Genomic DNA, 24,189 nt, shown 5'->3' on the forward strand with positions numbered 1-24,189 from the left:
GCCGCAACGCGCGCGCTACCGCGCAGGGCATCCCATTCATTTGATGAAGAGAGGATCTTTATGAATAAAATCGCCATTGCTACCGACAGCAACAGCGGCATCACTCAGGAGCAGGCCCGGCAGTTGGGCATTTTTGTGTTGCCCATGCCTTTTTACATTAACGATGAATTGTTTCTGGAGGATATTACCCTTACACAGGAGCAGTTTTATCAGCGCCTGGCGGAGGATGCCGATGTCAAGACCACTCAGCCTGCTCCCGGCGACGTGATGGAGTTCTGGGACAAGATTTTGCAGGAGTACGATCAGGTCGTTCATATCCCAATGTCCAGCAGCCTCAGCAGTTCCTGCGAAACAGCCAAAATGTTGGCTCAGGACTATGACGGCCGGGTAGAGGTGGTCAACAACCAGCGGATCTCTGTGACCCAGCGGCAGTCGGCTCTGGACGCGCTTGCCCTGGTACAGGCCGGAAAGAGTGCCGTAGAAATCCGGGAACTGCTGGAGCAGACCAAGTTTGACTCTGACATCTACATCACGGTAGATACGCTTAAGTACTTAAAGAAAGGTGGCCGGTGCACCCCCGCAGCTGCCGCCATTGGTACGGTGCTGGGTATCAAGCCCGTGCTGCGTATCAAGGGGGAAAAGCTGGACTCCTTTGCCAAAGCCCGCGGCTGGAAAGCGGCCAAAAAGACTATGCTCGACACCATCCGCAAGGTGATGCAGGAGGATTTCCCCGACTGCTCCGGCCCGGAGGATTTTCACATCGCCGCGGCCTATACCGGCGACCGGGAGAGCGCCCAGGAGTGGCTGGAAGAGCTGGAACAGGCGTTTCCCGGTTATCCCATCCACATGGACCCGTTGTCTCTATCGGTAGCATGCCACATTGGCCCTGGTGCCCGGGCTGTCACCGTTACTAAGGCCCTGCATATTTGAGTGTATGTTTTAACCGGCCGCCTCTTGTGAGGCGGCCGGTTTTTATACACAAACCAAATTTAAAAAACGTACAACGTTTCTTCATGCTTTATACACAATTTATGGGTATTCTAAGTAGCGTTCCAAGAAGAAACCCAACCCCGTCAAAAGGAGAGACCAGTTATGTACTACAGCGATTATAACAGACCCCCTGAGGATCGGGAGCCGATAGAAACCGAGCAATTCCACGTCTACGAAGCCAAGCCCATGAAGCAGCCCAAGAAGGGGTTTGCAACCAAATTTGTGGCGGTTGGCCTGTGCTGTGCCATCATCGGCGGCCTGGCCGGAGGCGGCGGCGTACTGGCATATAATTATTTTTCCGGCAACAACACCACGGTCTATGAGGGCAGTCATCCCCCCACGGTGGTAGACATCTCCAACGTCACCGCCGATGAGCCTTTGACCGCTTCCCAAATCTACGCCACCTACGTGGGTTCTACCGTCGGTATTTCCGTGGATACTTATACCGAGAACATCTGGGGTCAGAAAATCCCCGCTGCCGCCGCCGGTTCCGGTTTTGTCATCAGCGAGGACGGTTATATTGTCACCAACCACCATGTGGTGAATGACGCCACCTCCATCAAGGTGTCCTTTATTGACGGCACCAGCTATGACGCCACCCTGGTGGGCAGCGATTCCGACAATGACATCGCCGTGCTGAAGATCGATGCCACCGGTCTGACCCCTGTGATCATCGGCGATTCGGACAACCTCACCGTGGGCGAGGACGTGGTGGCCATCGGCAACCCCCTGGGCGAGCTGACCTACACCCTGACCAAGGGCGTGGTGTCCGCCCTGGACCGCCCCCTGACCATGGATGAGGGCGTGGTGATGAACATGATCCAGACCGATACCGCCATCAACTCCGGCAACTCCGGCGGTCCTCTGTTCAACATGTATGGCCAGGTGATCGGCATCACTTCCGCCAAGCTGTCCAATTCCACCAATTCCTCGGAGGCTACCATTGAAGGCCTGGGCTTCGCTATCCCCATCAATGATGTGTGGGATATGATCCAGGACATCATTCAAAACGGCCGCGTGACCGGTAAGCCCTATCTGGGCGTGACCCTGGCCAACGTTACCGAGGCAGAGGCTCAGAAATACGGCATGAGCGTGGGCGCCTATGTCAACAGTGTGGAAGAGGGCTCCTGCGCGGAGAAGGCCGGGCTGGTACAGGGCGACATCATTACCGCCATCGACGGCACCACTGTGGAGTCCTACAGCGACCTGAAGTCGGCGCTGCGCAACTACAAGGCGGGGGATACCGCAACCCTGACTTTGGACCGCAACGGCAAGGTGGATGAGGTCCAGGTCACCTTTGATGAGGCCCCCACCGAGGAAGAGCAGGAGCAGCAGGAGCAGGCCGCCCAGCAACAGCAGGAGCAGCAGTCTCAGCAGCAGCAGCAGAGCGGCAACAGCTATTACAGTTTCCCCTTCGGAGGCGGCTGGTTCTATTAACCGCATCCAGACACCCATAGCATTATGGCACAAATCACCCGTTCCAGCCGCTGCCGGACCGATGATACCGTCGGTCCGGCAGCGGCTGGGTTTTATCTGCAGGAGGAGGCAAAGTGGAGACCCTTTATGAGAAGTATAAAAAACTAAATCTGGACGGGAGCTGGATTGGATTGACCCAGGCCGACGGCGATCCGTATTTTTGTACTCCCGTCGGTGCAGAGATCATCGGCTGGGACAACGCAATCCATTACTGCTTTATTGAAGCTTGGGGCGATATGGTCTTTTGTGTCAATCCGGAGACTTGCTGTGATTTTTATGTCTATCCCATTGCCAAAACATTCCGCGATTTTTTGCGGCTCATCCTGGCTGTCGGAACCACAAACACCCTGCAGCAAATCATTGGCTGGGATCAGACGTTGTTCGAGGCCTTTGTAGCGGCTCCGGAGGAGCGGGAGTACAGATCCAGACCAGAAGTGGTTCAGGTCTTGCATACCATCCGAAAAACCTTGCAGTTAACGCCCATGGAAGCTCCATTTCCTTACGTCAAAGAATTGCAAAGCCAGTTCCCCTATGCTCAGATCTGTTTTTCCAACGACTATTATGATACGTTAGGCCTGGAACGCCCGGATGGAACGGTCCCGGATGCAAACGAATCGGAAGTTGAGTCGATTGCTTTTCGGTTTGAATAAAAGAAGTCCAGCGAAAACATATCCCCGTCCCGTTTCAACCGGGGACGGGGATATTTAAGTGCGTGTTAAGCCCCGCCCAGCAGCCGGGCCATGACGGCACAGCAGGGGAGGGTGAAGATGGACAGCAGCGTGGTGATGGTGATGACCTGGGCCCCGCATACCGCATCCCGCCCGAACTGCTGGGCAAACATGGAGGCGGTGCCTCCGGTGGGGGTGGCGGCCAGGATAACCAGCGATGAGTAGAGCAGTGGGTCCAGCCGGAAGGGAAGCAGCACCAGGGCGGTGAACACCGGCAGGGCGATAAGCTTGCAGGCTGCCGCGGCATACAGCCTCCCGTCCCGGAAGGTGGCCTTCAGGTCGGCCCATGCCATCTGGGCCCCGATGACCACCATGGCCAGGGGGGTGTTCATGCTGCCCAGGAAGGACACCGCGTCCCCCACCATAGACGGCAGGGTAAAGCCGGCAAAAAAGAACACCAGTCCCAATACTGTGGCGATGATACCGGGGTTGAGCAGGGTACGGCGCAGGGAGAAGTTTTCCCGCCCTCCCATAAAGACCACTCCGTGGCTCCAATTATAGAGGTTAAACATGACAAAGATCACCGTGGCATACACCATGCCGTCCTCCCCCAGCACCGCGGCGATGAGGGGTAAGCCCATAAAGCCCACGTTGCCGTAGAGCACGCCAAAGCGCAGAGGCGCCCGGGTATCGGGGTTCTGGCGGGGGAAGAGGGGAATCACCAGCACGCAGTAGGCCGCGTACAGAAGGGCCGACACCAGCGCCGCACTCCCCATGGCGGCCAGCAGAGCGGGGGTGCGTTCGGTCTGAAGGGAGTCCACCAGCAGGCAGGGGATGACCACCGACAGCAGCAACCCCGTCATCTGGGACAGGCCTTCCCGCGTAATCCGTCCCAGCTTGGCCAAAAGGAAGCCGACTCCCATCATCAAAAACAAGGTCCCCACCTGGGAGGCCACCAATCCGATCTGTTGCAGCATTGTTCGTCCGCTCCATCCTGTTTTTTCCTCTATCTTACCGCAATACCCCCCGGTTTGCAACCGCCGGCGTTGACAAAGCGCGAAGGGACGGGATATACTAAGGGTTACTGTATTGAGAGAGGAGCGGAAGCATGACCACAGACCAAATGAAAAAAATCGGATATCTGCGGATCTTTGCCAGCTATTATAAGCCCCACTGGAAGCTCTTTTTACTGGACATGGTGTGTGCGCTGTGTATCTGTCTGGTGGACCTGGCCTTCCCGGTGGTGTCCCGGTACTCCATGCAGAATCTGCTGCCCCAGCAGCTTTTCGGCGCGTTTTTCGCCGTCATGGCCCTGCTGGGCGGAGCCTATGTGCTCAAGGGCGTATTTTACTACATCGTCACCTACTGGGGCCATCTGCTGGGGGTACGCATGGAGGCGGATATCCGGCGGGACCTGTTTTCCCACATGCAGGATCTGTCCTTTTCTTTCTATGATAAAAACCGCACCGGCCAGCTGATGAGCCGGGTCACAGGCGATCTCTTTGAGATCACCGAGCTGGCACACCACGGCCCCGAGGATCTGTTTATTTCGTCGGTAACCATTCTGGGCGCCTTCTTCATCATGCTCACCATCCAGTGGCGGCTGGCCCTGGTGGTGTTTGCGGTGATCCCCATCTTCATCGTCTTTACCTCCCTGACCCGCAAGAAGATGATGCGGGCCTCCACCGAAGTAAAGGCCAAGCTGGCAGGCATCAACGGGGAGGTGGAGTCCTCCATCTCCGGTATGCGCACCGCCAAGGCCTTTGCCAATGAGCAGGCCGAGAGCGACAAGTTCAACGCCGCCAACGACCAGTTCCGCGGCGCCAAGCGGGGGTACTACAAGACCATGGCCTTCTACCAGTCTGGTATGGAGTTCTTCATGGGCATCCTGTCGGTGCTGGTCATTGCCTTCGGCGGCTTTCTCATCATGCAGGGGCGGATGGACTTTATCGACCTGACTACCTTCGCGCTGTATGTCACCACCTTCATCACCCCCATCCGCAAGCTCTCCGCCTTTGTGGAACAGTTCATGCAGGGCATGGCGGGCTTCAAGCGCTTTGTAGAGCTGATGCGGGTGGAGCCCGACATTCAGGACGCCCCCGACGCCCGGGATCTGGGCACCGTGAAGGGAGACATTTTGGTGGATGACGTTACCTTCCGGTACGAGTCCTCCCCCGAGCCGGTGCTGGAGCACGTCACCCTCCACGTCCATCCCGGTGAGACGGTGGCGGTGGTAGGCCCCTCCGGCGGAGGCAAGTCCACCCTGTGCCAGCTCATCCCCCGGTTCTATGACGTGACCGAGGGGCGCATCCTAGTGGACGGCCAGGACGTGCGCACCCTGAAGCAGCAGTCCCTGCGTGGGCAGATCGGCATCGTGCAACAGGATGTGTTCCTCTTTGCGGGCACCATTTACGACAACATCCGCTATGGCCGCCCGGACGCCACCGAGGCAGAGATCGTGGCCGCTGCCAAACGGGCGGAAATTTACGATGACATTATGGATATGCCCAACGGCTTCCAGACCCAGGTAGGGGAGCGGGGCGTCATGCTCTCGGGCGGCCAGAAGCAGCGGGTGAGCATTGCCCGCATCTTTCTGAAAAACCCGCCCATCCTCATCCTGGATGAGGCCACTTCCGCCCTGGACAGCGTCACGGAGGCCCGCATCCAGGGTGCCTTTGACGAGCTGGCCCGGGGCCGCACCACTCTTATCATCGCCCACCGGCTCTCTACCATCCGCTCAGCCCACCGCATCATCGTCATCGATGGCTGCGGCATCGCCGAGGAGGGCACCCATGAGGAACTAATGGCCAAGGGCGGGGAGTACGCCCGCCTCTATGAGACCCAGAAGCATGTAGCGGTATAAGGCTGGGGGAACGCCATGACCAAGACCGAACTGCTGAACAAATTGGCCCGGGACGGGGAGGAACGGCTGCTGCTGGCCCGGGCCCTGGACCGGCTGGAGCTGGCCCGCAAGCGCAACATTCCGGCCTGCACCGGATTTTTATCCCCACAGGAGCGGGTCAGTGTGGAAAACCTGCTGGCTGCCTGCGGCCATCCACCCCACTGCTTCTTCGGCGGATATGAGGGGGCAGAGCGCACCCTGTGCGCCTTTTTGCCCGACTGGCTGGAGGGGTCGGACTGGCAGTCTGACCCAGAGCTGTGCCCCATCCGCGCCCTGCGCTGCACCTGGAGCGGCGGCAAGCTCACCCACCGGGATTTTCTGGGCTCCATCCTGGGTCTGGGGCTGGACCGGGAGAAGGTGGGTGATCTGCTGGTGGGGGACGGGACGTGTGACGTTCTGGCCCTGGAGGAGATCTCCGACTTCCTGCTGCTCAACCTGGACCAGGCCGGCCGGGTACGGCTGAAGCTCTCCCCTCTGTCCCTGGATCAGCTGGAACCGCCCCCGGTGCAGGTGCGCACCATCCGGGATACCGTCAGTTCCCTGCGGCTGGACGCGGTAGCCGCCTCCGGCTTTTCCCTCTCCCGTGGAAAGGCCGCCGATCTCATCGCCTCAGGCAAGGTCCAACTCAATCACCGGGAGTGCCTCAAGCCCGACCGGGCAGTGGTACAGGGGGATGTGATGAGCTGCCGGGGATTGGGAAAATGCGTCATTCGGGAGGTGGGCGGCCCGTCCAAAAAGGGGCGCACTATGATCGTATTGGAGCGTTATGTGTAATGGAACAGGCAAAAATTGAGCGAATCAACGCCCTGGCCAAGAAGGCCAAAAGCCCCGAGGGACTTACCCCGGAGGAAATGGTGGAGCGGGACCTGCTGCGGCAGGAGTATATCGCCGCCTACCGCAATAATTTGGTGGCTCAGCTGGAGAACACCTATATCGTGGAACCCGACGGCACCAAGCACAAGCTGGGCCAAAAGCCCTGAGAAAAGAAAACGGCGGCCCTCCCAAATGGGAGGGCCGCCGTTTTCAGCGTAAAAATATCCACATTACCAGCGCCAGCTGTGCAAACAAAATGGCAGGCAGGCCGAATTTAAAGTACCAGTGCCGGGTCTTGTGGTGAAAGATCCACATACCCAGGATACACCCGGGAGAACCGCCCAGGATCGCCGCCAGAAAGAGGGTCTTTTCCGGTATGCGCCAGGCATCCCGCCTGGCCCGGCGCTTATCCACACCCATGAGGAAAAACCCCACCAGGCTGGCGCATATCACCCACAAGATCAGCCAGCACATAGTCCGTCCCCCAGCGCGGTCACAAAGCCGCCCCGCTTCTTGGAGCTCTCATACCACAGAGCCAGGTCGATCTCCAGCTCACTGCCGCTGTCCAAAATGGTGGCCTGACCTCCGTCCAGGGCGGTAATGGTCACCCAGTGCCAGCGGTCCAGGTTCTTTACCTTCCCGTTGTGCAGATTGAGGAAGGCCACGGGGCAGTCCCGCTCCAGACTGGCGTGGAGAAAGGCGGCCGCCTCCTCATAGGGAAGCCGCTTGGTGCGGGCGGCGGGCACGGTAAACAGGGCAGGGGAGAGGGCTATCCCCCGGGCCGCGGCGTAGGACTTCATGCCCTCCACCATGAGCTCCGGCTTGTTGAGCCCGTGGGCGATGGGCGTCACGTGTTCCCATACCTGGCACATCAGATCGGTAAAACTGGCCCGGTCCATGGCTTCCTCCGGATAGAGAGGGGCCAGTTCCGGCTTTGTCCGGGCCAGATAGGCAAAGATCACCGCCGCCGCGGTGGGGCCGCACCCCGCACGCTGCTGCCACGGATCGGGAAACCAGTCCTGGTCCGCTCCATGGGTGACCGTCCCGTCAGGGCCGGTGATATCCATCCACTGAGGATGAAGCAGAGAAATACGTTGGCTCACGACAGCATCTGCCTTTCTTTAGACGGCTCCAGCCAATGGCCGAAGCGGTAATAAATCAGCATTGCCACTGAGGTGATGGTCCAGGTAATGGGGTAGCTGGCCTCCACCATAATCACCGTATGATGGGCGGGCACTGCGGTAAACAGCCAAACCAGCCGCAGTCCGCACACTCCGAACACGGAAATAAGCATAGGCACCATGGACTTACCTGCTCCCCGGATGGCGCCGGGCAGCAGTTCCACCAGGATATAGGTGATATAGCACGGCACCAGGAAGCGTACCATCTCTACGCCCACCTCCAGCACATCGGGGTCGGGGGTAAAAATGGCCAGAATGGGCCGGGCCAGCAGGAACATGACCGCACTGATGAGCAGGGTAAAACCGGCGCTCAGTCCCACTGACACCCGCACCCCCTGCTTCACCCGGTCGTACTTACCCGCGCCGTAGTTCTGTCCGGCAAAGGTGGTGACCGACTGGGCCATAGCGGTAATGGTCATCCAGAAAATAATGTCCATCTTACCATAGGCCGTCCAGGCCGCCACCGCATCGGTGCCAAAGGAGTTGATGGACGCCTGAATGACAATGTTGGAGGCGTTGTACATCACCGATTGCAGCGCGGTGGGCAGGCCGATGCGCATTATAGCGCGGATCTCCGCCCCATGCAGGGCCAGCTCACTGGGAAAGAACTGGAAGGGGGCGCCCTCCGCCCGCATAAGCGAGACCACCACCAATACCGCCGAGAGCAGCTGGGAGCACACCGTGGCAATGGCCACACCGGCCACCCCCATTTGAAATCCCACCACCAGTACCAGATCCAGTATGATGTTGCACAGGGAGGCTGCAATGAGAAAGTAGAGGGGCCGGCGGGAGTCGCCCACCGCCCGCAGCACGCCGGTGCCCATATTGTAAATCACATTGGGCACCATTCCCAGGAAATAAACCCGCAGGTAGAGGATAGCCCCGGGCAGGGCATCGCTGGTGGTACCCATGGCCCGCAGAGCCCACGGGGTAAGGGCAAAGCCTGCTGCCATAAAGATGGCACCGATGAGCAGGGCCAGCAGCATGGCGGTATGGACACTTTTATGTACCTCTTCTCCCCGGCGAGCGCCGTAGTGCTGGGCAATGACCACCACTGCACCGCTGGCCAAACCGGTAAAAATGCCTACCGTCAGGTTCACAATCACGCTGGTGGAACCCACCGCCGCCAGGGCGGTCTTCCCTACAAAGCGGCCCACCACCACGGTATCCACCGTATTATAGAGCTGCTGGAAAAACGTACCGAACCACAGCGGAAAGAAAAAGCCCAAGATCTGTTTCCAGATCACACCCTGGGTAATGTCGCCTCCGCTCTGCCGCAGTAATTTCATGAGGACCTCCTTCTACCGTTGCATTTCACACACAGACAACGTAAGATTCTACACGCTTCTCTCCGCCTTGGCAAGGGGGCGGACAATTTTTTGCCCCTTTGCTCCCTTCCATCACCCCTGCAGCCTTGTTTTTTTGCCGGTAATACGGTATAATATCGGGGCTAACATACCGAAAGAGGGTTTTGTACCGATGAAATTAGGTATTGTTGGATAAACAGCCTTTTCATATCTCTATATTCCTTCATAAACCTCAATAAATCCCATATTTTCGTACTTTTCCGTTATATAAATCCATGTACTTACATATAGTTTCATGGGCATTTGGTGCGGAATTGGTGCGGTCTATGGGAATCGATATTCGGGAAACGGGTTCATCACGACAGATTATTCATTTTGAAAATTAGAATCTGTAAGGAGATTACCACTGTGAACCGATTATTATCTTGTGAGTTTAATATCGACAATGCTTGTGTCGAGCTGAAATATGCAGACGGCAGCATGGTTTCCATTGACTGCACCGCCGTGGAGAACGAGGTGGCAGACAATATGTACCAGAGGTCAGAGCTGGACTGGCTGATTTACAACGATCCGGCAGCCTATGCGGATTTGATCCTCAACGGCGATACGGAAACCTACTTGAAAACTGTAACAGAATATAAACCTTTGGATTGATTGCCAAAGATAAAGCAAGCCGCCTGTGCGGGCATGAGAAATGCTCGTACAGGCGTTTTTTTGTAGTGGATGTTGGCATAGAATTAGATTTCTAATCGCTTGACCGAATCGGTTATCGGTGCTATACTGTGAATAACCGAATCGGTCACTTGAAAGGAGAAATTAAATGGACAAATTTTTTGCACTAAGCGAGGAAAAGCAAATTACCATCATCAATGCGGCACTCCAGTGCTTTGGTAAGTTTGGATATGATAAGGCTTCTGTCAACGATATTGCTGTAACGGCGCATATTTCAAAGGCATCCGTATTTCAGTACTTTGGCAGCAAAAAACAACTGTATACCTACCTGTTGGAATATTGTATGAAAATCATTATGCCTTCGTTTGACCAAACGATACTTGATTCAGAAACCGATCTGTTTAACCGCATTCTGGTTTCCAGCAAGATGAAAATGGCTGCAATGAAAACACACCCGTTTATTACTCAATTTATGGCAAGTGTTTGGGAAGAGGCTTCTCCTGAAGTCAATGACCTACTTGCTTCATTAAAGATGGAAGCAGGGAATTTCAGAAATGAAATGGTTTTACGAGAGGATGATTCCTTAAAGTTCAAAAATCCCGAAGATGCTCAACCTGTTTACAATATGCTTTTAGTGATGGCGGAGGGGTATGCAGCCCGTTATCGTAACGCAGCCGTTTTTGATTTTGAAACAGTTATGAATGAATTTGAAAAAACCATTTCAATTCTAAAAAACAATTTCTATAAGGAGGAATATTTAAAATGAGTGAATACGCTATTGTCTTGAACCAACTGACCAAGCACTATGGGAAACACAGAGGTATCAGCAACCTCAATCTCACAGTTAATCAGGGCGAGTTCTTTGGCTTCATTGGCCCAAACGGTGCGGGTAAGTCCACCACCATCCGCACTCTGATGGGTCTGATCCGTCCCAGCGGTGGCAACGCTTCTATTTTCGGTTTAGACTGCCAGAGTCAGGCAAGTGTCATTGCCAGAGATGTGGGCTACCTCCCCAGCGAGAACAGCTATTATGAAAACATGAAGGTGCGGGAACTACTGCAATACACCGCCGACCTGTACGCCATGAACTGTGAAACGAAAATGTATGAGCTTTCCGAACGGCTCAATTTGGATTTGTCCCGGAAGATTGCAGACCTGTCTCTGGGCAACAAGAAAAAGGTGGGCATCGTGTCTGCCATTATGACTTCCCCTAAGCTGCTGATCATGGATGAACCTACCAGCGGCTTAGACCCGCTGATCCAGCAGGCATTCTATGATATTCTGAAGGAGGAGAACAACCGGGGCACCACAATTTTCTTCTCCTCCCATGTACTCAGCGAGGTACAGAAGCTGTGTGACCGGGTGGCAATCTTAAAAGAGGGTAAGCTCATGAGCATCCAGTCTATCAGAGAACTACGGGAAAGCGGTTATAAAAAGGTCAGCCTTACCACCAAAACACCGATTTCCAGTGATTTCTGGGAGCTGCCTGGTATTGCGAATTTCTCTGAGACCCCGGACAAGACCTCTGTTTCCTTTATGTATAACGGCAATATCACAGCAATCATTGATAAACTTCACCTGCTGCATTTGGACGATGTGCTTTTGGAAGAGCCCTCTTTGGAGGAAATCTTCATGCACTACTATGAGTAAGGAGGTGTCAGGTATGGTCATTTTGAAATATGAACTGAAACGGCATCGAACCTATATCCTGGGCTGGACCATCGCCTTGGCTGTGTGTATCTTTTTGATGACACCGACTTATTACAGCTTCCTGGATGTTGCCTCCGTGGAACTCTTTGAAACCATGGGCACCACGGACTTTTACAGGAGTGTCGGCGTATCGATGGAATACTTGACTTCCCCGTTGGGCATTTATGGGTTTCTGACCAGCTTTTTCATGATTGCCTCCGGCGTTTTCGGAATGCACTTCGGCATTTCCGTTCACACCAGAGAATGTACGGAAGGAACTTCGGAATACCTGTTTACAAAGCCCTTTCCTCGGAAAACAATCTATTGGGCAAAGGCATTGACTGTATTGATCGGAGTGGTGGTCGTAGGTGCTGCGTATCTGCTGGCTTCTTTTTTGGCCATGGCAATGTTTCGTTCCGGAACTCCATGGGGAGAGTTTTTTCTGATTGCTCTGTCCCTCACCCTTGTTACGCTGTTCTTTGCTGCAATGGGTCTGATGGTGGGAATTTTGTTTCCCCGCAACCGTAGCCCACTGCTGACCGCCGGATTAGTCGTGTTTGTGGAGTATTGCATAACCAGCTTCTCCAACATCATCAGTAACCGGGCTATCAGTTTCCTGTCCCCATACTCCTTCTTTGGAGCTGCAAAAATTTCCGAAACTGGCTTCTATGATATGACCTATCTTGGCTGGGGCGTGCTGCTGGTTACCCTGTTTTTGGTGCTGTCTTACGGTGTCTTTCTGAAAAAAGACATTCAGTTTCGTTCATAAGGGGGTGCAAACATGAAAACATTGATTAAAAATGAGTTCCGCCAAACCAGAAGGCTCTTGTTGATCTGGTTAGGGATCATGCTGCTTCTGTGCGGTTTCTGCTATTTTGAGCTTCTGTCTCTACAGGACAGTCTGAATGAAATGGCAACGATGGTCAGCCAATTTCCGAGATTGATCATGATTATGTTTGGGGTCAAAGGCGATTTAACCACATCCCTTGGCTGGTATGTGTGCATCTATTTCTGGGAAGGATTGCTGGCGTTCCCTTATGCCATGTCTCTGGGGTTGTCCTGTGTGGCGAAGGAAAAGAAGTTCGGAACCTCGGAATACCTGTTCACAAAGCCTGTGGAACGGAAAACCATTGTACTGGCGAAGGTGATCGTTTCGGCGGTAAATCTGCTGGTGTTTGCCCTGTTCAGCGGTTTATGTAATTATTTTACAATCGTTCTTCCTTTGGGCGGTCTGGAACAGCCGGGAGCAGTGCTCACCACAACCATGGGAATGTTCTTTACCCAGTTCCTCTTTTTCGCTCTGGGGCTGCTGTTTGCCAGCCTGTTTATGTCCTATAAGGCTGCGGTGAGGACAGGTACGATTTCCATGCTGGCTGCCTATGCTCTGGCCTTTACAGCCGAATACACAGAAAATCAAATTTTGGATTACCTGACCCCTCTGCGCTACTACGATGTGTATGAGGTGGCACTGCACGGATTCCGACTTTCCTTTATCGTTTTGACATTCGCTGTTGTGGGTGCTTGTATCGTTGCTGCATTGAATCAGTGGAAGCGGCGTGAATTGTAAGCCTATGTTCAAATCTTCAGTATAACTGTCTCAAGTCTACATAAAAAAGCAATTCCTGTTTTCATGGGGGAATTGCTTTTTTACATGAAGATTGTATAATGAAAACAGTAGACAAAGATATATGGAGGAAATCATGATGTTACGACCAAAAGAAGTAGTATGCAAATGGGTAGATGCCTTTAATGGCCACGATGTAGATGCAATCGTGAGCCTGTACCATGATAATGCAACCAACCATCAGGTGACCAATGAGCCTGTGATCGGGATAGACGCAATCAGAGAAATGTTTACAGCAGAATTTGCCACTGCCGATATGACAGCCATTGTAGAGAATATTTTTGAAGATGGACAATGGGCAATTTTGGAGTGGAAAGACCCGCTGGGACTGCGGGGATGCGGCTTCTTCCATGTTGTAAATGGTAAAATTCTGTTCCAGAGAGGATATTGGGATAAACTGTCTTTTTTGAAGCAGCATAATTTGCCTATTGAATATTGATTGAATGCTGCCGGTGAAAAACCGCTGCTACATGGAACCAACCATGCGGCAGCGGCTTTTTTTATTTTCGAGTTTTTTCTTCTTATGGCTGGTAAACTTTACTCGCCTTTATTCATACATCTCAAACGCAAACATGGTTTCTTTTGGCAATCTATCATTTTCGCAATTCAGCAGATACCGGATCACCCGTTTTGCAAAAACATTGGAAATCATGGTATCCCAGTCGGCAAGCCGGACAATCGACCCTGTGCCGTTTTCAAAATCGAATAAAATTTCTCCCCATTCGCCATCGCAGTCTGCCTGATATTCGTAGACTGCGGTGGCAATTTTCTTTTTTCGTTTGGTTTTGGACTTCTGTTTCAGCCGGACTGCATGGATACCGCCGTTTTCTACCAACAGCAGTGTCAGATGTTCCGCTGCTTTCCGGTAGGCTCGTTCCGCACCGCTGGCGGAGCTGCCCTCAAACATGACAGCCAATTCTTCAAAGGTAGGGCGGTTTTTCCATGAACCGACACGCCCACAGGTCATGCAGATGGCAAGCCGTTTTTCCAACAAGGTTTGTTCCCGGTAGTTCAGCTTTTCAAATGCTTTCCGCACCTTTTCAGCCTGTATACCATCCCATAGAATATCGGCATAGTTCCAGCTATAGTCACGGGTCACATCCTCGCCTGTTTCCTCGCCGTCCTCGTCCTGCTCGGTCACAAAGAATGGCTGCTGATTGCGGATACCACGGACAACTTTCAAATATTCCTCTGCCAGCGCAAGATCGCAGTTATATTTTTTTGAAAATTCAGCAATGGCATCTTTTGTGTTGTGGTAAAGCCATGCCATGGTGCGGAGCATCTTATAGCTGGTCAGCGAGGATACCGACCATTGTTCTTCGCCCATGCGAAAACGGAGCATGGCATCCCGTATGAAGGGATAAATGTAGGTAGCATATTCAGCACCCTTTTCAGGGGCATAGTCCGGCAGCTTCTGGAGCATAGCCTCCCGGCAGGAAAGTTTTATATCCAAAAAACGCTCTGGGTCATACTGATCGCCGCTGTCTACGCCAAGAAAGCTTTTGATGCGATTGTTAAGCTGTGGCTCGTAATGGTGCAGGAAAAACGAAAAGTATTTCAAATCCTTTTCCCGGAGAGCAGACAGAATGTAATCATTGATGTTCTCTGCCTTTGGCAGCTCCGGTTCCAGTTGGAAGATGCGCTCTGCCATATATCTTGTAATGCCACTGTCGGGCGTATCGGGAAAGGACTTTGGCTTGTACCCGGTCATGTCCCATGAATATTCTCTCAGCATAAGCGCACCTCCCCTTCGGCTTCCGTGAGGACATATTTTCTCTTAGACAAACTGGAAGTTGTGCGCTTGATTATTTATCTGAAATATATTTTTCTATGCGCTCTTTTTCTTCTATGCTAAGTTCTCTTGCTATAGGAAGAAAGTCTCTCAATTTGTTCCATTTTCCTTGCACGCAAAGTATCGCCGCATAACAGCAATCATCTTCACTCCCCCGCAAACGGCGGACAACAAAAAAGTTTCTCGCTTTATCGCTGTCTTTTGCGGATGCAGTTTGTTCAAAGATTTTTGCAACTTTTTCTAACGTATCAATTTTCTCATAATACGGAAGTGCATATTTTCTAAAGTAATTTGCAATGCGTTCAGCATAAGTCTGCATAGGTTCATCGGAACAATACTTAAACGTGCTCATTGTGTAGTTTGGAATTTGTGTATAGAACATCCATGCACCCGTAGACCACTTAGGGTCATATTCCATTCCTAAAAATAAACTTGTAAGTCTATCTACCTCTTTATATGTAAATGAAAGCGTAAAATTTACAGAATAGAGATTCCCCGGCAAACCACGATCCCTTGTGAAAGTGATAGTAAAAAATTGTTCACATTCTCCAACCTTTCGAGTTAACCATCCGATTTTTTTCTTTTTAAATCCTGTATCAAAAACCAGCTCTGATAGCAAAGTCGTCAATTCTTTTTGTAAACCATTTGGCGTTATTTCCACTTCATTTCACCTCCACAACTTCAAATTTTCTTTTCAGCTTCACTTTGCAAAGCGTCCTGTTCCATTTCCGTTTCATAATCCCCACGGGCATAGGCAACATCACTGATTGCCCGGAGCATCTTATCCTTTGCCAGCTTTTTCATCGCCTTGGCAAGTTCCGCATCCAGTGTGCCACGCTTGATATATCGGTTTATGGTGTTCAGCCGCTTCTCATATATCTGTTTCAGCGGATGATCATCCGCAAGTTCTCTCTGGGTTCTGCCTTTCAGATTGCCGATCTGCCGACAGGTGCGGTGCAGCTTGTCCCCCGGCGCATATCCGCCGCAGTATTTGGTATGCCTTGCATTGGTGGTCAGGAACCATTTGCCGCAGATACGACATTTCTTTGGTGCGTGACCCACGCACAGACCCTCAAACAAGTCCGTACGGAACATCCCCACAAAAGTAAGGAAGTGCATCCGCTTGACCAGCATCGGCACATCATAGCCGGGACGAAGCGCAGAAACATACTGGATAGAATTATTGGATGCAGCCATCCAGGCATTGCCTTCCGTAATGGAGAACTCCGGTGGAAAACAGGTGCCGAATAACTTGGCAAATCCTTCTGCTGTACGGTCTGCTTCATTGCCGTCCGTTTTTTCGGCAAAATCAAGCATAGCCTTTTGATATTCGCCAAGAGAGTACGCCAGATGCCCGAAAACCGCCGTGTAGCGTTGGAGCAGCATCGCATCTGCATACATCGGGACTTCCTCAAATGGCAATGAATTGGTCGTTGCTTTTATTGCGAACTCTACATATTTTTGTGCATTTTCTGCCGTAAAGACCGTTTGAATCCGTTCCCGGTGCTTTGGAATGTCCATATAAGGAAACGGAGGGGTGACGCTGAGAATATCAAGCATCGTCAGTGCAGCTTCCCTTACCATTGGAAACAATGCAGAAGCATCCTGAGCGGCGTTCAGCTGTCCCAGCAGCAGATTGATTTTGTCACACTGCTCGTTCATCCGGGCAAGGGTATCGGTGGATACATTCAGCGCATCACAGGCAAGTGTGCCGGTGGGCAGCGTTTTATCCTCGTATATGACCGTATCCTGCCAGAAATCCAGCGTCATCAATTCCTGATTCATATTCGTCCTCCTGTCCTGTTTTCCTTTTTCTCTTATTATATCATCCAAATGTGAAGAAATCTACTGCTGTCCTGTTTTTTGAAACGGGGTTGTCCTCCGATTAGCCTGTTTTTTGCGAAATCCGGCATAACCATAGTAGAAGGAGCGAAGCACCTGCCACTCGGCGGGTGTTTTTCTTTTTCAAAACTATGAAATGGAGGATTTTCAATGACAATCTATGAAACAATCAAGGCGGCTGTCCCGGTCAGACAAGCCGCCGAACACTACGGGCTGCGGGTCAACCGAAACGGTATGGCTTGCTGTCCGTTCCACAATGACCGAAATCCGAGCTTGAAGCTAAACGAGGAGTATTTCTACTGCTTCGGCTGCGGAGCAAAGGGAGATGTGATCGACTTCGTGGCAAGGCTGTTTGATCTCAGTAATTACGAAGCGGCGCAAAGGCTGGCTGCGGACTTCGGTATCAGCACCGAGCCGGGACAAGCCGTGGCAGTTCCACACAAGACAAAACGCCCCCATATCCGCCAGTTCCGGGAGGATGAAATGCTCTGCTTCCGGGTGCTGACGGATTATCTGCATCTGCTGGAAGATTGGAAGGTGCGGTATGCGCCCAGAACGCCGGAGGACAAGCTGGATGACCGTTTCGTGGAAGCCTGCCAGATGCTCGACCACATGGAATATCTGGCTGACATCCTGACCGTAGGCACTCTGGAAGAACGGGGTGCCGTGGTGGACGGGATGATGAAGGAGGGCAAGATTGCTTTTCTTCAGGACTATGTGGCACGAAAGAAAAAGGAGGTACTGCCCCATGAGCAAAGAAGCAGCACAGAACCCATCCGCTGATATTGCGGTATGGTTTGACGGTAAAGCAATCAACGAAGTCATTTTCTGTGAAGAATTTCTCAGGGACTATCCCATGATTACGGTAAACGGAACCTTTTTCACGGTAAACGGCATTGTGAACGATGAAAACAGGCTGAAAAAAGAAATCTATGACCGTATCAAGCCCTATGTGACCAGCAACATTGCAAAAAGGGTCACAAATCTTCTGGATGTAATGCGAATGGAGTGCTGTGCTGCCGATCTTCTCCTGTATCAAGACCGCATCCATGTGGCAAACGGCACCTATCATTTGGATGGCACATTCAGCACGGAAAAAGATTACTGCCGCAATCGCTTACCCGTCGCCTATCATCCGGAAGCTCCGCAGCCAGTCACATGGCTGCATTTTTTGTCCCAGCTTTTGGAGCCGGAGGACATTCTGACCTTACAGGAATTTATCGGCTATTGCTTCATCCCCTCCACCAAAGGTCAGAAGATGCTCATGCTGACGGGAAAGGGCGGCGAAGGCAAGAGCCGGATCGGCGTTGTTCTTCGTGCGCTGTTGGGAACCAACATGAAAACCGGAAGCGTGGCAAAGGTGGAGACAAGCAACTTTGCCCGTGCCGACTTGGAACATGAGCTTTTGATGCTGGACGATGATATGAAGCTGGAAGCGCTGCCCCAGACCAACAATATCAAGGCGATTATCACCGCAGAGCTGCCCATGGATTTGGAGAGAAAGCGACAACAAAGCTATCAGGGAGATTTGTATGTGCGGTTCATCGGACTTGGGAACGGTGTCCTGCAAGCCCTCCATGACCGGAGTGTGGGCTTCTTCCGCAGACAGATCATTTTGACAACCAAGGAGAAAGACCCAAACAGAAAAGACGATCCCTATATTGCGGAAAAGATGACTGCCGAAGCAGAGGGCATCTTCCTCTGGGCGTTGGAGGGACTGCACCGCCTGATTGCAAATGATTTCCGATTTACCCTGAGCCAGTCGGCTTTGGACAATCTGAACGATGCCGTTTCTGACGGAAACAACATCATTGATTTTCTGGCTTCCGAGGGATATATCCGCTTCCGTGCGGATTATGAAGCAAGCTCCAAAAACCTGTACGCTGTTTACAAGCAGTGGTGTGATGATAACGCCCTGAACAGCCTTTCCCAAAAGAGCTTCGGTTCCTTCCTAAAGCAGAATGAAAGCCGCTATAACCTTGAATACACCAACAAGGTCAACATCGGCGGCGGGCGATTTGCCAGAGGGTTTGTGGGCATTGAACTTCTGCAAAGACCGTTTCTGTAAAAACAGCAGTAACTCAGAAATACGTGTACCATCCGTACCGGATGGAGCCGAGTGTCAATCGTACACTTGGTACACGTACTTTTCACTTACTATCGTTTTTCTATCTTGGGAGCATCCGCAGCCCCCTTATTTTAGGGGATAGAAAATCAATGGTAATGGAAACAGCAAAAATTTTGACCGCAGGGCGAAATCATTTTGCGAAACAGTGCTTCTCTGGACAGTGAACAGCCTTTGCGAAATCATGGCTGTTTTCACTGTTACAGACCAAAGCACACAAAACAGTGAAATGGGTTAGGGGTGCTTATGTGCAGGACATCACAGGCGGTATTTCTATCGCATTTTATGAAAATCAGATATTACACGGTACAGCGAAGCGGACACGCCAATGGGCGCAGCTGCTTCGCTTTTTCATGAACAAAATTATGGAGGTTTTTCAATATGAGTAATGTACGAAATGAAATCAAGGCACAGATCGTCCGTGCCGGATTTACCATGCAGGAGGTTGTGGACAGACTGGCGGAGGAACACGACTGGTCGGACAGCGTATCCAACCTTTCTGCAAAGCTCCAAAGAGAGAGCATCCGCTACAAAGAGGTCATCGAGCTTGCCGATGTGCTGGGCTATGACATCGTGTGGCAGAAACGGAGGGAGCGATGATGCGGCGTATCTTATCCCCTCGCAGCTCCCGTCCCCATAGGAAGTGCCGCAGTGCTTCCTATGGACTGGCAGTGAATACAATCGGCAAAACTGCGGATTGTTCGCTGCCGCTGTCTGCAAGGGATTGTGGTGCAATTCCGCTGGCAGACAGGCTGGACAAGAGAAAAAGGCCGGGGACATTTTTCGGACTGGACAGCAGAGGTCACCGCAGTGACCGCACCCCCTCTCCGGAGGAGCCCTCGGAGAGCCCACGGCACTTTGCAGCCAGTATGGATGAAAGTGTAATAGTGGGTTATTACACTTTGAAAAAGTGCCTCTCGAAAGCCCCTCGTCCCTCGCAAATCCTCTCGGAAAGGAGCATGACCCATGGCAAGAAATGATGGAATTGACCGCACCGTTGCCCGCCATCAGGACATTGAAACTGCCGATGATCTGGCAAAGGTGCAGGAACACAATGAACGGGAAAAAGACAGTTACAGCAATCAGGACATCGTGCCGGAGCGTTCTTCTCTGAACATTCATTTCAAAGAACCGACAGCCGGATATGAAGAAATGTTTACGCAGATGGAACAGGACAAGGTGATCTCCACCAGAGGTCTGAAAGCGGATGCCGTGAAATACGGTGAGCTGGTATTCGATGTGAACTCCGCTTACTTCTATAATCACGGCGGCTATGTATTTGCCAAACAGTTCTACGCTGATGCCTATAAAGCCGCCGTGGAGGTTGTAGGCGGTGAGCAGTATATTCTCTCTGCTGTCATGCACGCCGATGAGCGCAACCGGGCAATGTCGGAAGCTCTTGGCGAGGATGTGTACCACTACCACCTTCATGTGGTCTATATCCCGGTGGTGGAAAAACAGATTCTCTGGTCGAAGCGGTGCAAGGACGAAGCCCTCCGGGGAACAGTCAAGGAAACGATCATGCAGGTCAGCCGCAGTAAGAAATGGGAATCCAAACCTGTTCTTGACGGGAACGGCAATCCCATGTTGAACACAAAAGGAAAAAAGATTTTGAAGTCGTCCTACAGTGTGTTGCAGGATGACTTTTTCAATTTCATGCAAGCTGCCGGATATACCGATGTGGAGCGTGGAGAGCGTGGCAGCACCGAGGAACATCTGACCGTTACTCAGTTTAAGGTGCAAGCCGAAACCCAGCGTCTGGAAGCTGTGACGGCACGGGCAGACCAAGCGGAACAGGCATTGGCGGATACCCAATCTGCTGTGGAGAAACAGGAAAAGAAGCTGAAAGCTCTGCAAAAGGAAACCAAGACTGCGAAGACGGTGGCAGTGACCGTGCAGGATATTGAAGCGATGGGTAAGAAAAATTCCTTCACCGGAAATGTCACCCTCACAGCAGACCAGTGCGATACCCTGAAACGATACGCCACAAACGGAATTATCTTCAATGCTGAGAATGAACGCCTGAAAGAAAAATTGGCTTCCGCTGTAAAATCCGCTTCCATCTGGAAACAGCGGCATGACGAACTGAACGAAAAATATAAAGAACTGAAAGAAAAAGCCCAGCCCTATCTGGATGCGTTGGAAATCGCAGCAGAACGGGTCAGGGCTTTTCTTTCTGCCATCCTCGCCAGAGGAAAGGAAACTCGTGAACACAAGGCTCCTGCCCGCAAGCACGGACGGGATATGGAAATATAAGAAAGGAATTATTTGTGCCTATGATGAATCAGAACCAGCAGGCAACGATCCTGCCTATCGACCGTAAAATGCTGCTTTCCATTCGGGAAGCGGCTGAATACAGCAATATCGGAATCAACAAGATTGACGAGATGCTGAAACAACCCAACTGTCCCTTTGTATTGTATGTAGGTACAAAGAAACTGGTCAAACGCAAGGCTTTTGAGGAATTTATCGAAGGGAGAGTTGCGATTTGATGAACAGAACAGGCAAAATTGGTGCGCACCAAAAACATCGAAATCTATTGAAAAAAAAGCACTTTCATGATAGAATGGAGTGTCGTGATGAACTCTCGTTTCCGGCACTCAGGAAAGGAGTTCATTAAATGGGCAAAAACTTAAAAGGCAAAGAAATTGGCAAAGGTATCTGCCAGAGAAAAGACGGAAAGTACGCCGCAAGATATACCGCAAAGGACGGCTCCCGCAAGGAAAAGCACTTTGACACACTTCCGGAAGCTCGCAACTGGCTGGCTGATGCGCAGTACGAAGATAAGCACGATGTTTGCAACACATCCTCCGAAATGACGGTGGATGCCTGGTTTGAGTTCTGGATCACCAATCTGATTGCGGATCTGGCTCCCAACACCCGGCGAAATTACCGGGAACGGTATCAAAAGAACATCCAGCCTGTTATCGGAAATATGCGCTTATGTGATGTCAAACCCATGCACTGCAAGATTGTCCTGAATCGGATGGAAGCCACTTATGCTGGCTCCACCATTCGGCAGGCGTATATTGCCATGGGAACCATGTTCCGAGCCGCAGTCATGAACGATATGCTTACAAAACATCCTATGGACGGGGTTCGTTATACGAAGCCCGTCCGGGCTGTGGATGACATCAAGTTCTTAACTGTGGAAGAACAGACGCTGTTTCTGGAAACCGCAAAACGCTCTCACAACTACAGACAGTATGTATTGCTGTTGGAGACCGGACTGCGCACTTCGGAAATGATCGGCTTGACTTGGGATGCGATTGACTGGAAGAAGCGGACACTGACTGTCAACAAGACCTTGGAATATCGCCACAGCGAAGGCATTTGGCGTGCTGGTCCTCCTAAGACAAAGACCAGCTACCGCACGATCCTGCTGACGAAGCGGGCATACGATGTATTGAAATCGTGCTACGATGAACGCTTCACCCGCAAAGAATCAGAACTGTTATCTCAGATTCTGGAATATGTGGATCGCCGGACAGGTCAGACAGAGTACCTTTGTATGCGAGATTTGGTGTTTATCAATTTCCGTACCGGAGAGCCTGCAAAAAACAGTTCCTATGACACCCATCTGTACAAGCTGTGCGATGAGGCGAAAATCAAGCGGTTCTGTATGCACGCTCTGAGACACACCTACGCTACCCGTGCGATTGAACGGGGCGTTATGCCGAAAGTCTTGCAGAAGCTGCTCGGTCATGCGAGCATTAAAACAACCATGGATCGTTATGTCCATGTCACCGACACATCCCTGACCAACGCCATCAAACTGTTCGAACAGGACACCAATGTGGCAAGTTAAAAATGGTGCGCTGCGAAAAATTGGTGCGGAATTGGTGCGGAGTGTGTCCCCAAAACCCGAAAAACCATTGAAAATAAAGGAGATTTAGAATATATGAAATTAGGTATTGTGGGCCTGCCCAATGTGGGCAAGAGCACCCTGTTCAACGCCATTACCAACGCCGGCGCAGAGAGCGCCAACTACCCCTTCTGCACCATCGATCCCAACGTGGGTGTGGTGGCCGTGCCCGACCACCGGCTGGACGCCTTGAGCGAGATGTATCATCCCAAAAAGACCACCCCCGCGGTGGTGGAGTTCGTGGACATCGCCGGTCTGGTCAAGGGGGCCAGCCAGGGCCAGGGTCTGGGCAACAAATTCCTGGCGAACATCCGGGAATGCGATGCCATTGTGCATGTGGTGCGCTGCTTTGACGACGAGAACATCATGCATGTGGTGGCCGACACCAGTACCAACGTGCCCGTGGACCCGGCGGGCGACATCGGTGTCATCGATATTGAGCTGATCATGGCCGATGTGGAGATGGTGGAGCGGCGTATTGACCGGGCACAGAAGGCCGCCAAGGGTGACAAGAAGTACCTGCACGAGGTAGAGGTATTCACCGCCCTGAAAGACTGGCTCAACGAGGGCAACTCCGCCCGCTCCTTTGACTGCGATGAGGACGACGCGGCCATTATCGCCACCTCCGAGCTGCTGAGCCTCAAGCCCATTATCTACGCCGCCAACCTGGATGAGGACGGCTTTGCCGACTGCAAGAGCAACGCCTATTACAAGATCGTGGAGGATCTGGCCGCCAAGGAAGGCGCCCAGGTGATTCCCGTATGCGCCAAGCTGGAGGCCGAGATCGCTGAGCTGGACGCCGATGAGAAAAAGATGTTCCTGGACGATCTGGGCATCGCCGAGTCGGGTCTGGACCGGCTTATCAAAGCCAGCTATGCCCTGCTGGGGCTTATTAGCTTCCTCACCTCCGGCGAGGACGAGTGCCGCGCCTGGACCATTAAGAAGGGTACCAAGGCCCCTCAGGCCGCCGGTAAGATCCACACCGACTTTGAGCGCGGCTTCATCCGGGCCGAGGTGGTCAACTTTGACGACCTGATGGCCTGCGGCTCCATGACCGCCGCCAAGGAGAAGGGACTGGTCCGCTCCGAAGGCAAAGAGTACGTCATGAAGGACGGCGACATCGTGCTCTTCCGCTTCAACGTCTGAGTCAAATAAGGTTCAACCGGGGTCCCCCAGCTGGGGGACCCCGGTTTTTTCTACATATCCCCCGCTGAAGGCGCATATACATGCCCCGTGAGAATCA

The 24,189-nt window shown here is 52.3% G+C and carries 26 protein-coding genes; 19 read left to right on the forward strand and 7 right to left on the reverse strand.

Features of this window, described 5'->3' with window-relative positions:
- Positions 1-60: 60 nt before the first annotated feature.
- From WMO45_RS08525 to WMO45_RS08535, 3 genes are all read left to right on the forward strand, one after another.
- Entirely contained in the window at positions 61-930 is an 870-nt protein-coding gene (locus WMO45_RS08525; RefSeq protein ID WP_349140229.1) for a DegV family protein, read from the forward strand.
- Between the two features lie 162 nt (positions 931-1,092).
- The gene (locus WMO45_RS08530) at positions 1,093-2,427 is read left to right on the forward strand and encodes a S1C family serine protease (RefSeq protein WP_349140230.1); all 1,335 of its coding nucleotides are present in this window, start codon (positions 1,093-1,095) and stop codon (positions 2,425-2,427) included.
- Between the two features lie 113 nt (positions 2,428-2,540).
- Complete coding sequence (locus tag WMO45_RS08535; protein ID WP_349140231.1) at positions 2,541-3,116, forward strand: hypothetical protein; 576 nt, start codon at positions 2,541-2,543, stop codon at positions 3,114-3,116.
- A gap of 65 nt (positions 3,117-3,181) precedes the next feature.
- On the opposite strand, the gene WMO45_RS08540 is transcribed toward WMO45_RS08535, so the two are convergent.
- Positions 3,182-4,111, reverse strand: a complete 930-nt coding sequence (locus WMO45_RS08540; RefSeq protein WP_349140233.1) for an AEC family transporter — start codon at positions 4,109-4,111, stop codon at positions 3,182-3,184.
- 131 nt (positions 4,112-4,242) lie between these two features.
- Between WMO45_RS08540 and WMO45_RS08545 the strand changes: the two genes are divergently transcribed.
- Genes WMO45_RS08545 through WMO45_RS08555 form a run of 3 tightly spaced genes read left to right on the forward strand, consistent with a single transcriptional unit; the run spans position 4,243 to position 7,016 of the window.
- A complete protein-coding gene (locus WMO45_RS08545; RefSeq protein WP_349140234.1) occupies positions 4,243-5,997 on the forward strand; it encodes an ABC transporter ATP-binding protein in 1,755 nt (584 codons plus the stop codon).
- Between the two features lie 15 nt (positions 5,998-6,012).
- Positions 6,013-6,810 carry a YlmH family RNA-binding protein gene (locus WMO45_RS08550; RefSeq protein WP_349140235.1) on the forward strand — a complete coding sequence of 266 codons (798 nt, stop codon included), beginning with the start codon at positions 6,013-6,015 and terminating at the stop codon, positions 6,808-6,810.
- Complete coding sequence (locus WMO45_RS08555; RefSeq protein ID WP_349140236.1) at positions 6,810-7,016, forward strand: DUF896 domain-containing protein; 207 nt, start codon at positions 6,810-6,812, stop codon at positions 7,014-7,016. The genes WMO45_RS08550 and WMO45_RS08555 overlap by 1 nt, the downstream gene beginning before the upstream one ends.
- 43 nt (positions 7,017-7,059) lie before the next feature.
- Here WMO45_RS08555 and WMO45_RS08560 read toward each other — a convergent pair whose 3' ends face one another.
- The 3 genes from WMO45_RS08560 to WMO45_RS08570 are packed head-to-tail and all read right to left on the reverse strand — an operon-like array spanning position 7,060 to position 9,319.
- Positions 7,060-7,323 carry a DUF1294 domain-containing protein gene (locus WMO45_RS08560; RefSeq protein ID WP_349140237.1) on the reverse strand — a complete coding sequence of 88 codons (264 nt, stop codon included), beginning with the start codon at positions 7,321-7,323 and terminating at the stop codon, positions 7,060-7,062.
- Positions 7,311-7,952 (reverse strand): hypothetical protein, encoded by a 642-nt coding sequence (locus tag WMO45_RS08565; RefSeq protein WP_349140238.1) that lies wholly within the window; start codon positions 7,950-7,952, stop codon positions 7,311-7,313. Before WMO45_RS08565 ends, WMO45_RS08560 begins: the two co-directional genes overlap by 13 nt.
- Positions 7,949-9,319 carry an MATE family efflux transporter gene (locus WMO45_RS08570; protein ID WP_349140239.1) on the reverse strand — a complete coding sequence of 457 codons (1,371 nt, stop codon included), beginning with the start codon at positions 9,317-9,319 and terminating at the stop codon, positions 7,949-7,951. The genes WMO45_RS08565 and WMO45_RS08570 overlap by 4 nt, the downstream gene beginning before the upstream one ends.
- Before the next feature lie 426 nt (positions 9,320-9,745).
- On the opposite strand from WMO45_RS08570, the gene WMO45_RS08575 reads away from it, so the two are divergent.
- The 6 genes from WMO45_RS08575 (at position 9,746) to WMO45_RS08600 (ending at position 13,761) form a co-directional block, all read left to right on the forward strand.
- On the forward strand, positions 9,746-9,991 hold the full coding sequence (locus tag WMO45_RS08575; protein WP_008726801.1) for a DUF6061 family protein: 246 nt from the start codon (positions 9,746-9,748) through the stop codon (positions 9,989-9,991).
- A 166-nt stretch (positions 9,992-10,157) separates the two neighbouring features.
- A complete protein-coding gene (locus tag WMO45_RS08580; RefSeq protein WP_008726799.1) occupies positions 10,158-10,775 on the forward strand; it encodes a TetR/AcrR family transcriptional regulator in 618 nt (205 codons plus the stop codon).
- Positions 10,772-11,659, forward strand: a complete 888-nt coding sequence (locus tag WMO45_RS08585; protein WP_008726798.1) for an ABC transporter ATP-binding protein — start codon at positions 10,772-10,774, stop codon at positions 11,657-11,659. The genes WMO45_RS08580 and WMO45_RS08585 overlap by 4 nt, the downstream gene beginning before the upstream one ends.
- Positions 11,660-11,672: 13 nt before the next feature.
- Positions 11,673-12,467 carry a DUF2705 family protein gene (locus WMO45_RS08590; protein WP_026648251.1) on the forward strand — a complete coding sequence of 265 codons (795 nt, stop codon included), beginning with the start codon at positions 11,673-11,675 and terminating at the stop codon, positions 12,465-12,467.
- A 12-nt stretch (positions 12,468-12,479) separates the two neighbouring features.
- Entirely contained in the window at positions 12,480-13,265 is a 786-nt protein-coding gene (locus WMO45_RS08595) for an ABC transporter permease subunit (protein WP_008726796.1), read from the forward strand.
- 121 nt (positions 13,266-13,386) lie between these two features.
- Entirely contained in the window at positions 13,387-13,761 is a 375-nt protein-coding gene (locus WMO45_RS08600) for a nuclear transport factor 2 family protein (protein WP_008726795.1), read from the forward strand.
- Positions 13,762-13,869: 108 nt separating this feature from the next.
- On the opposite strand, the gene WMO45_RS08605 is transcribed toward WMO45_RS08600, so the two are convergent.
- The 3 genes from WMO45_RS08605 to WMO45_RS08615 all read right to left on the reverse strand — a co-directional run bounded on the left by WMO45_RS08605 (position 13,870) and on the right by WMO45_RS08615 (position 16,899).
- Positions 13,870-15,057: a sigma-70 family RNA polymerase sigma factor gene (locus tag WMO45_RS08605; RefSeq protein ID WP_008726794.1), complete on the reverse strand. Its 1,188-nt coding sequence runs from the start codon at positions 15,055-15,057 to the stop codon at positions 13,870-13,872.
- Between the two features lie 70 nt (positions 15,058-15,127).
- On the reverse strand, positions 15,128-15,775 hold the full coding sequence (locus WMO45_RS08610) for a hypothetical protein (RefSeq protein ID WP_026648249.1): 648 nt from the start codon (positions 15,773-15,775) through the stop codon (positions 15,128-15,130).
- Positions 15,776-15,795: 20 nt separating this feature from the next.
- Complete coding sequence (locus WMO45_RS08615; RefSeq protein ID WP_008726793.1) at positions 15,796-16,899, reverse strand: DUF6076 domain-containing protein; 1,104 nt, start codon at positions 16,897-16,899, stop codon at positions 15,796-15,798.
- Positions 16,900-17,106: 207 nt separating this feature from the next.
- Between WMO45_RS08615 and WMO45_RS08620 the strand changes: the two genes are divergently transcribed.
- The 7 genes from WMO45_RS08620 (at position 17,107) to ychF (ending at position 24,092) form a co-directional block, all read left to right on the forward strand.
- A complete protein-coding gene (locus WMO45_RS08620; protein ID WP_008726792.1) occupies positions 17,107-17,739 on the forward strand; it encodes a CHC2 zinc finger domain-containing protein in 633 nt (210 codons plus the stop codon).
- Complete coding sequence (locus WMO45_RS08625; protein WP_044955957.1) at positions 17,705-19,024, forward strand: DNA primase family protein; 1,320 nt, start codon at positions 17,705-17,707, stop codon at positions 19,022-19,024. Before WMO45_RS08620 ends, WMO45_RS08625 begins: the two co-directional genes overlap by 35 nt.
- Positions 19,025-19,462: 438 nt before the next feature.
- Positions 19,463-19,681, forward strand: coding sequence for a hypothetical protein (locus WMO45_RS08630; RefSeq protein WP_008726786.1), 219 nt, complete (start codon positions 19,463-19,465; stop codon positions 19,679-19,681).
- 366 nt (positions 19,682-20,047) lie between these two features.
- Positions 20,048-21,337, forward strand: coding sequence for a plasmid recombination protein (locus WMO45_RS08635; RefSeq protein ID WP_008726782.1), 1,290 nt, complete (start codon positions 20,048-20,050; stop codon positions 21,335-21,337).
- Between the two features lie 20 nt (positions 21,338-21,357).
- Complete coding sequence (locus WMO45_RS08640; protein WP_107434922.1) at positions 21,358-21,573, forward strand: excisionase; 216 nt, start codon at positions 21,358-21,360, stop codon at positions 21,571-21,573.
- 128 nt (positions 21,574-21,701) lie between these two features.
- Entirely contained in the window at positions 21,702-22,889 is a 1,188-nt protein-coding gene (locus tag WMO45_RS08645; protein ID WP_008726779.1) for a tyrosine-type recombinase/integrase, read from the forward strand.
- A 93-nt stretch (positions 22,890-22,982) separates the two neighbouring features.
- Positions 22,983-24,092: a redox-regulated ATPase YchF gene (gene ychF, locus WMO45_RS08650; RefSeq protein WP_349140241.1), complete on the forward strand. Its 1,110-nt coding sequence runs from the start codon at positions 22,983-22,985 to the stop codon at positions 24,090-24,092.
- Positions 24,093-24,189 lie beyond the last annotated feature (97 nt).

It is taken from the genome of Flavonifractor hominis (assembly GCF_040095835.1).
GTDB lineage: Bacteria > Bacillota > Clostridia > Oscillospirales > Oscillospiraceae > Flavonifractor > Flavonifractor hominis.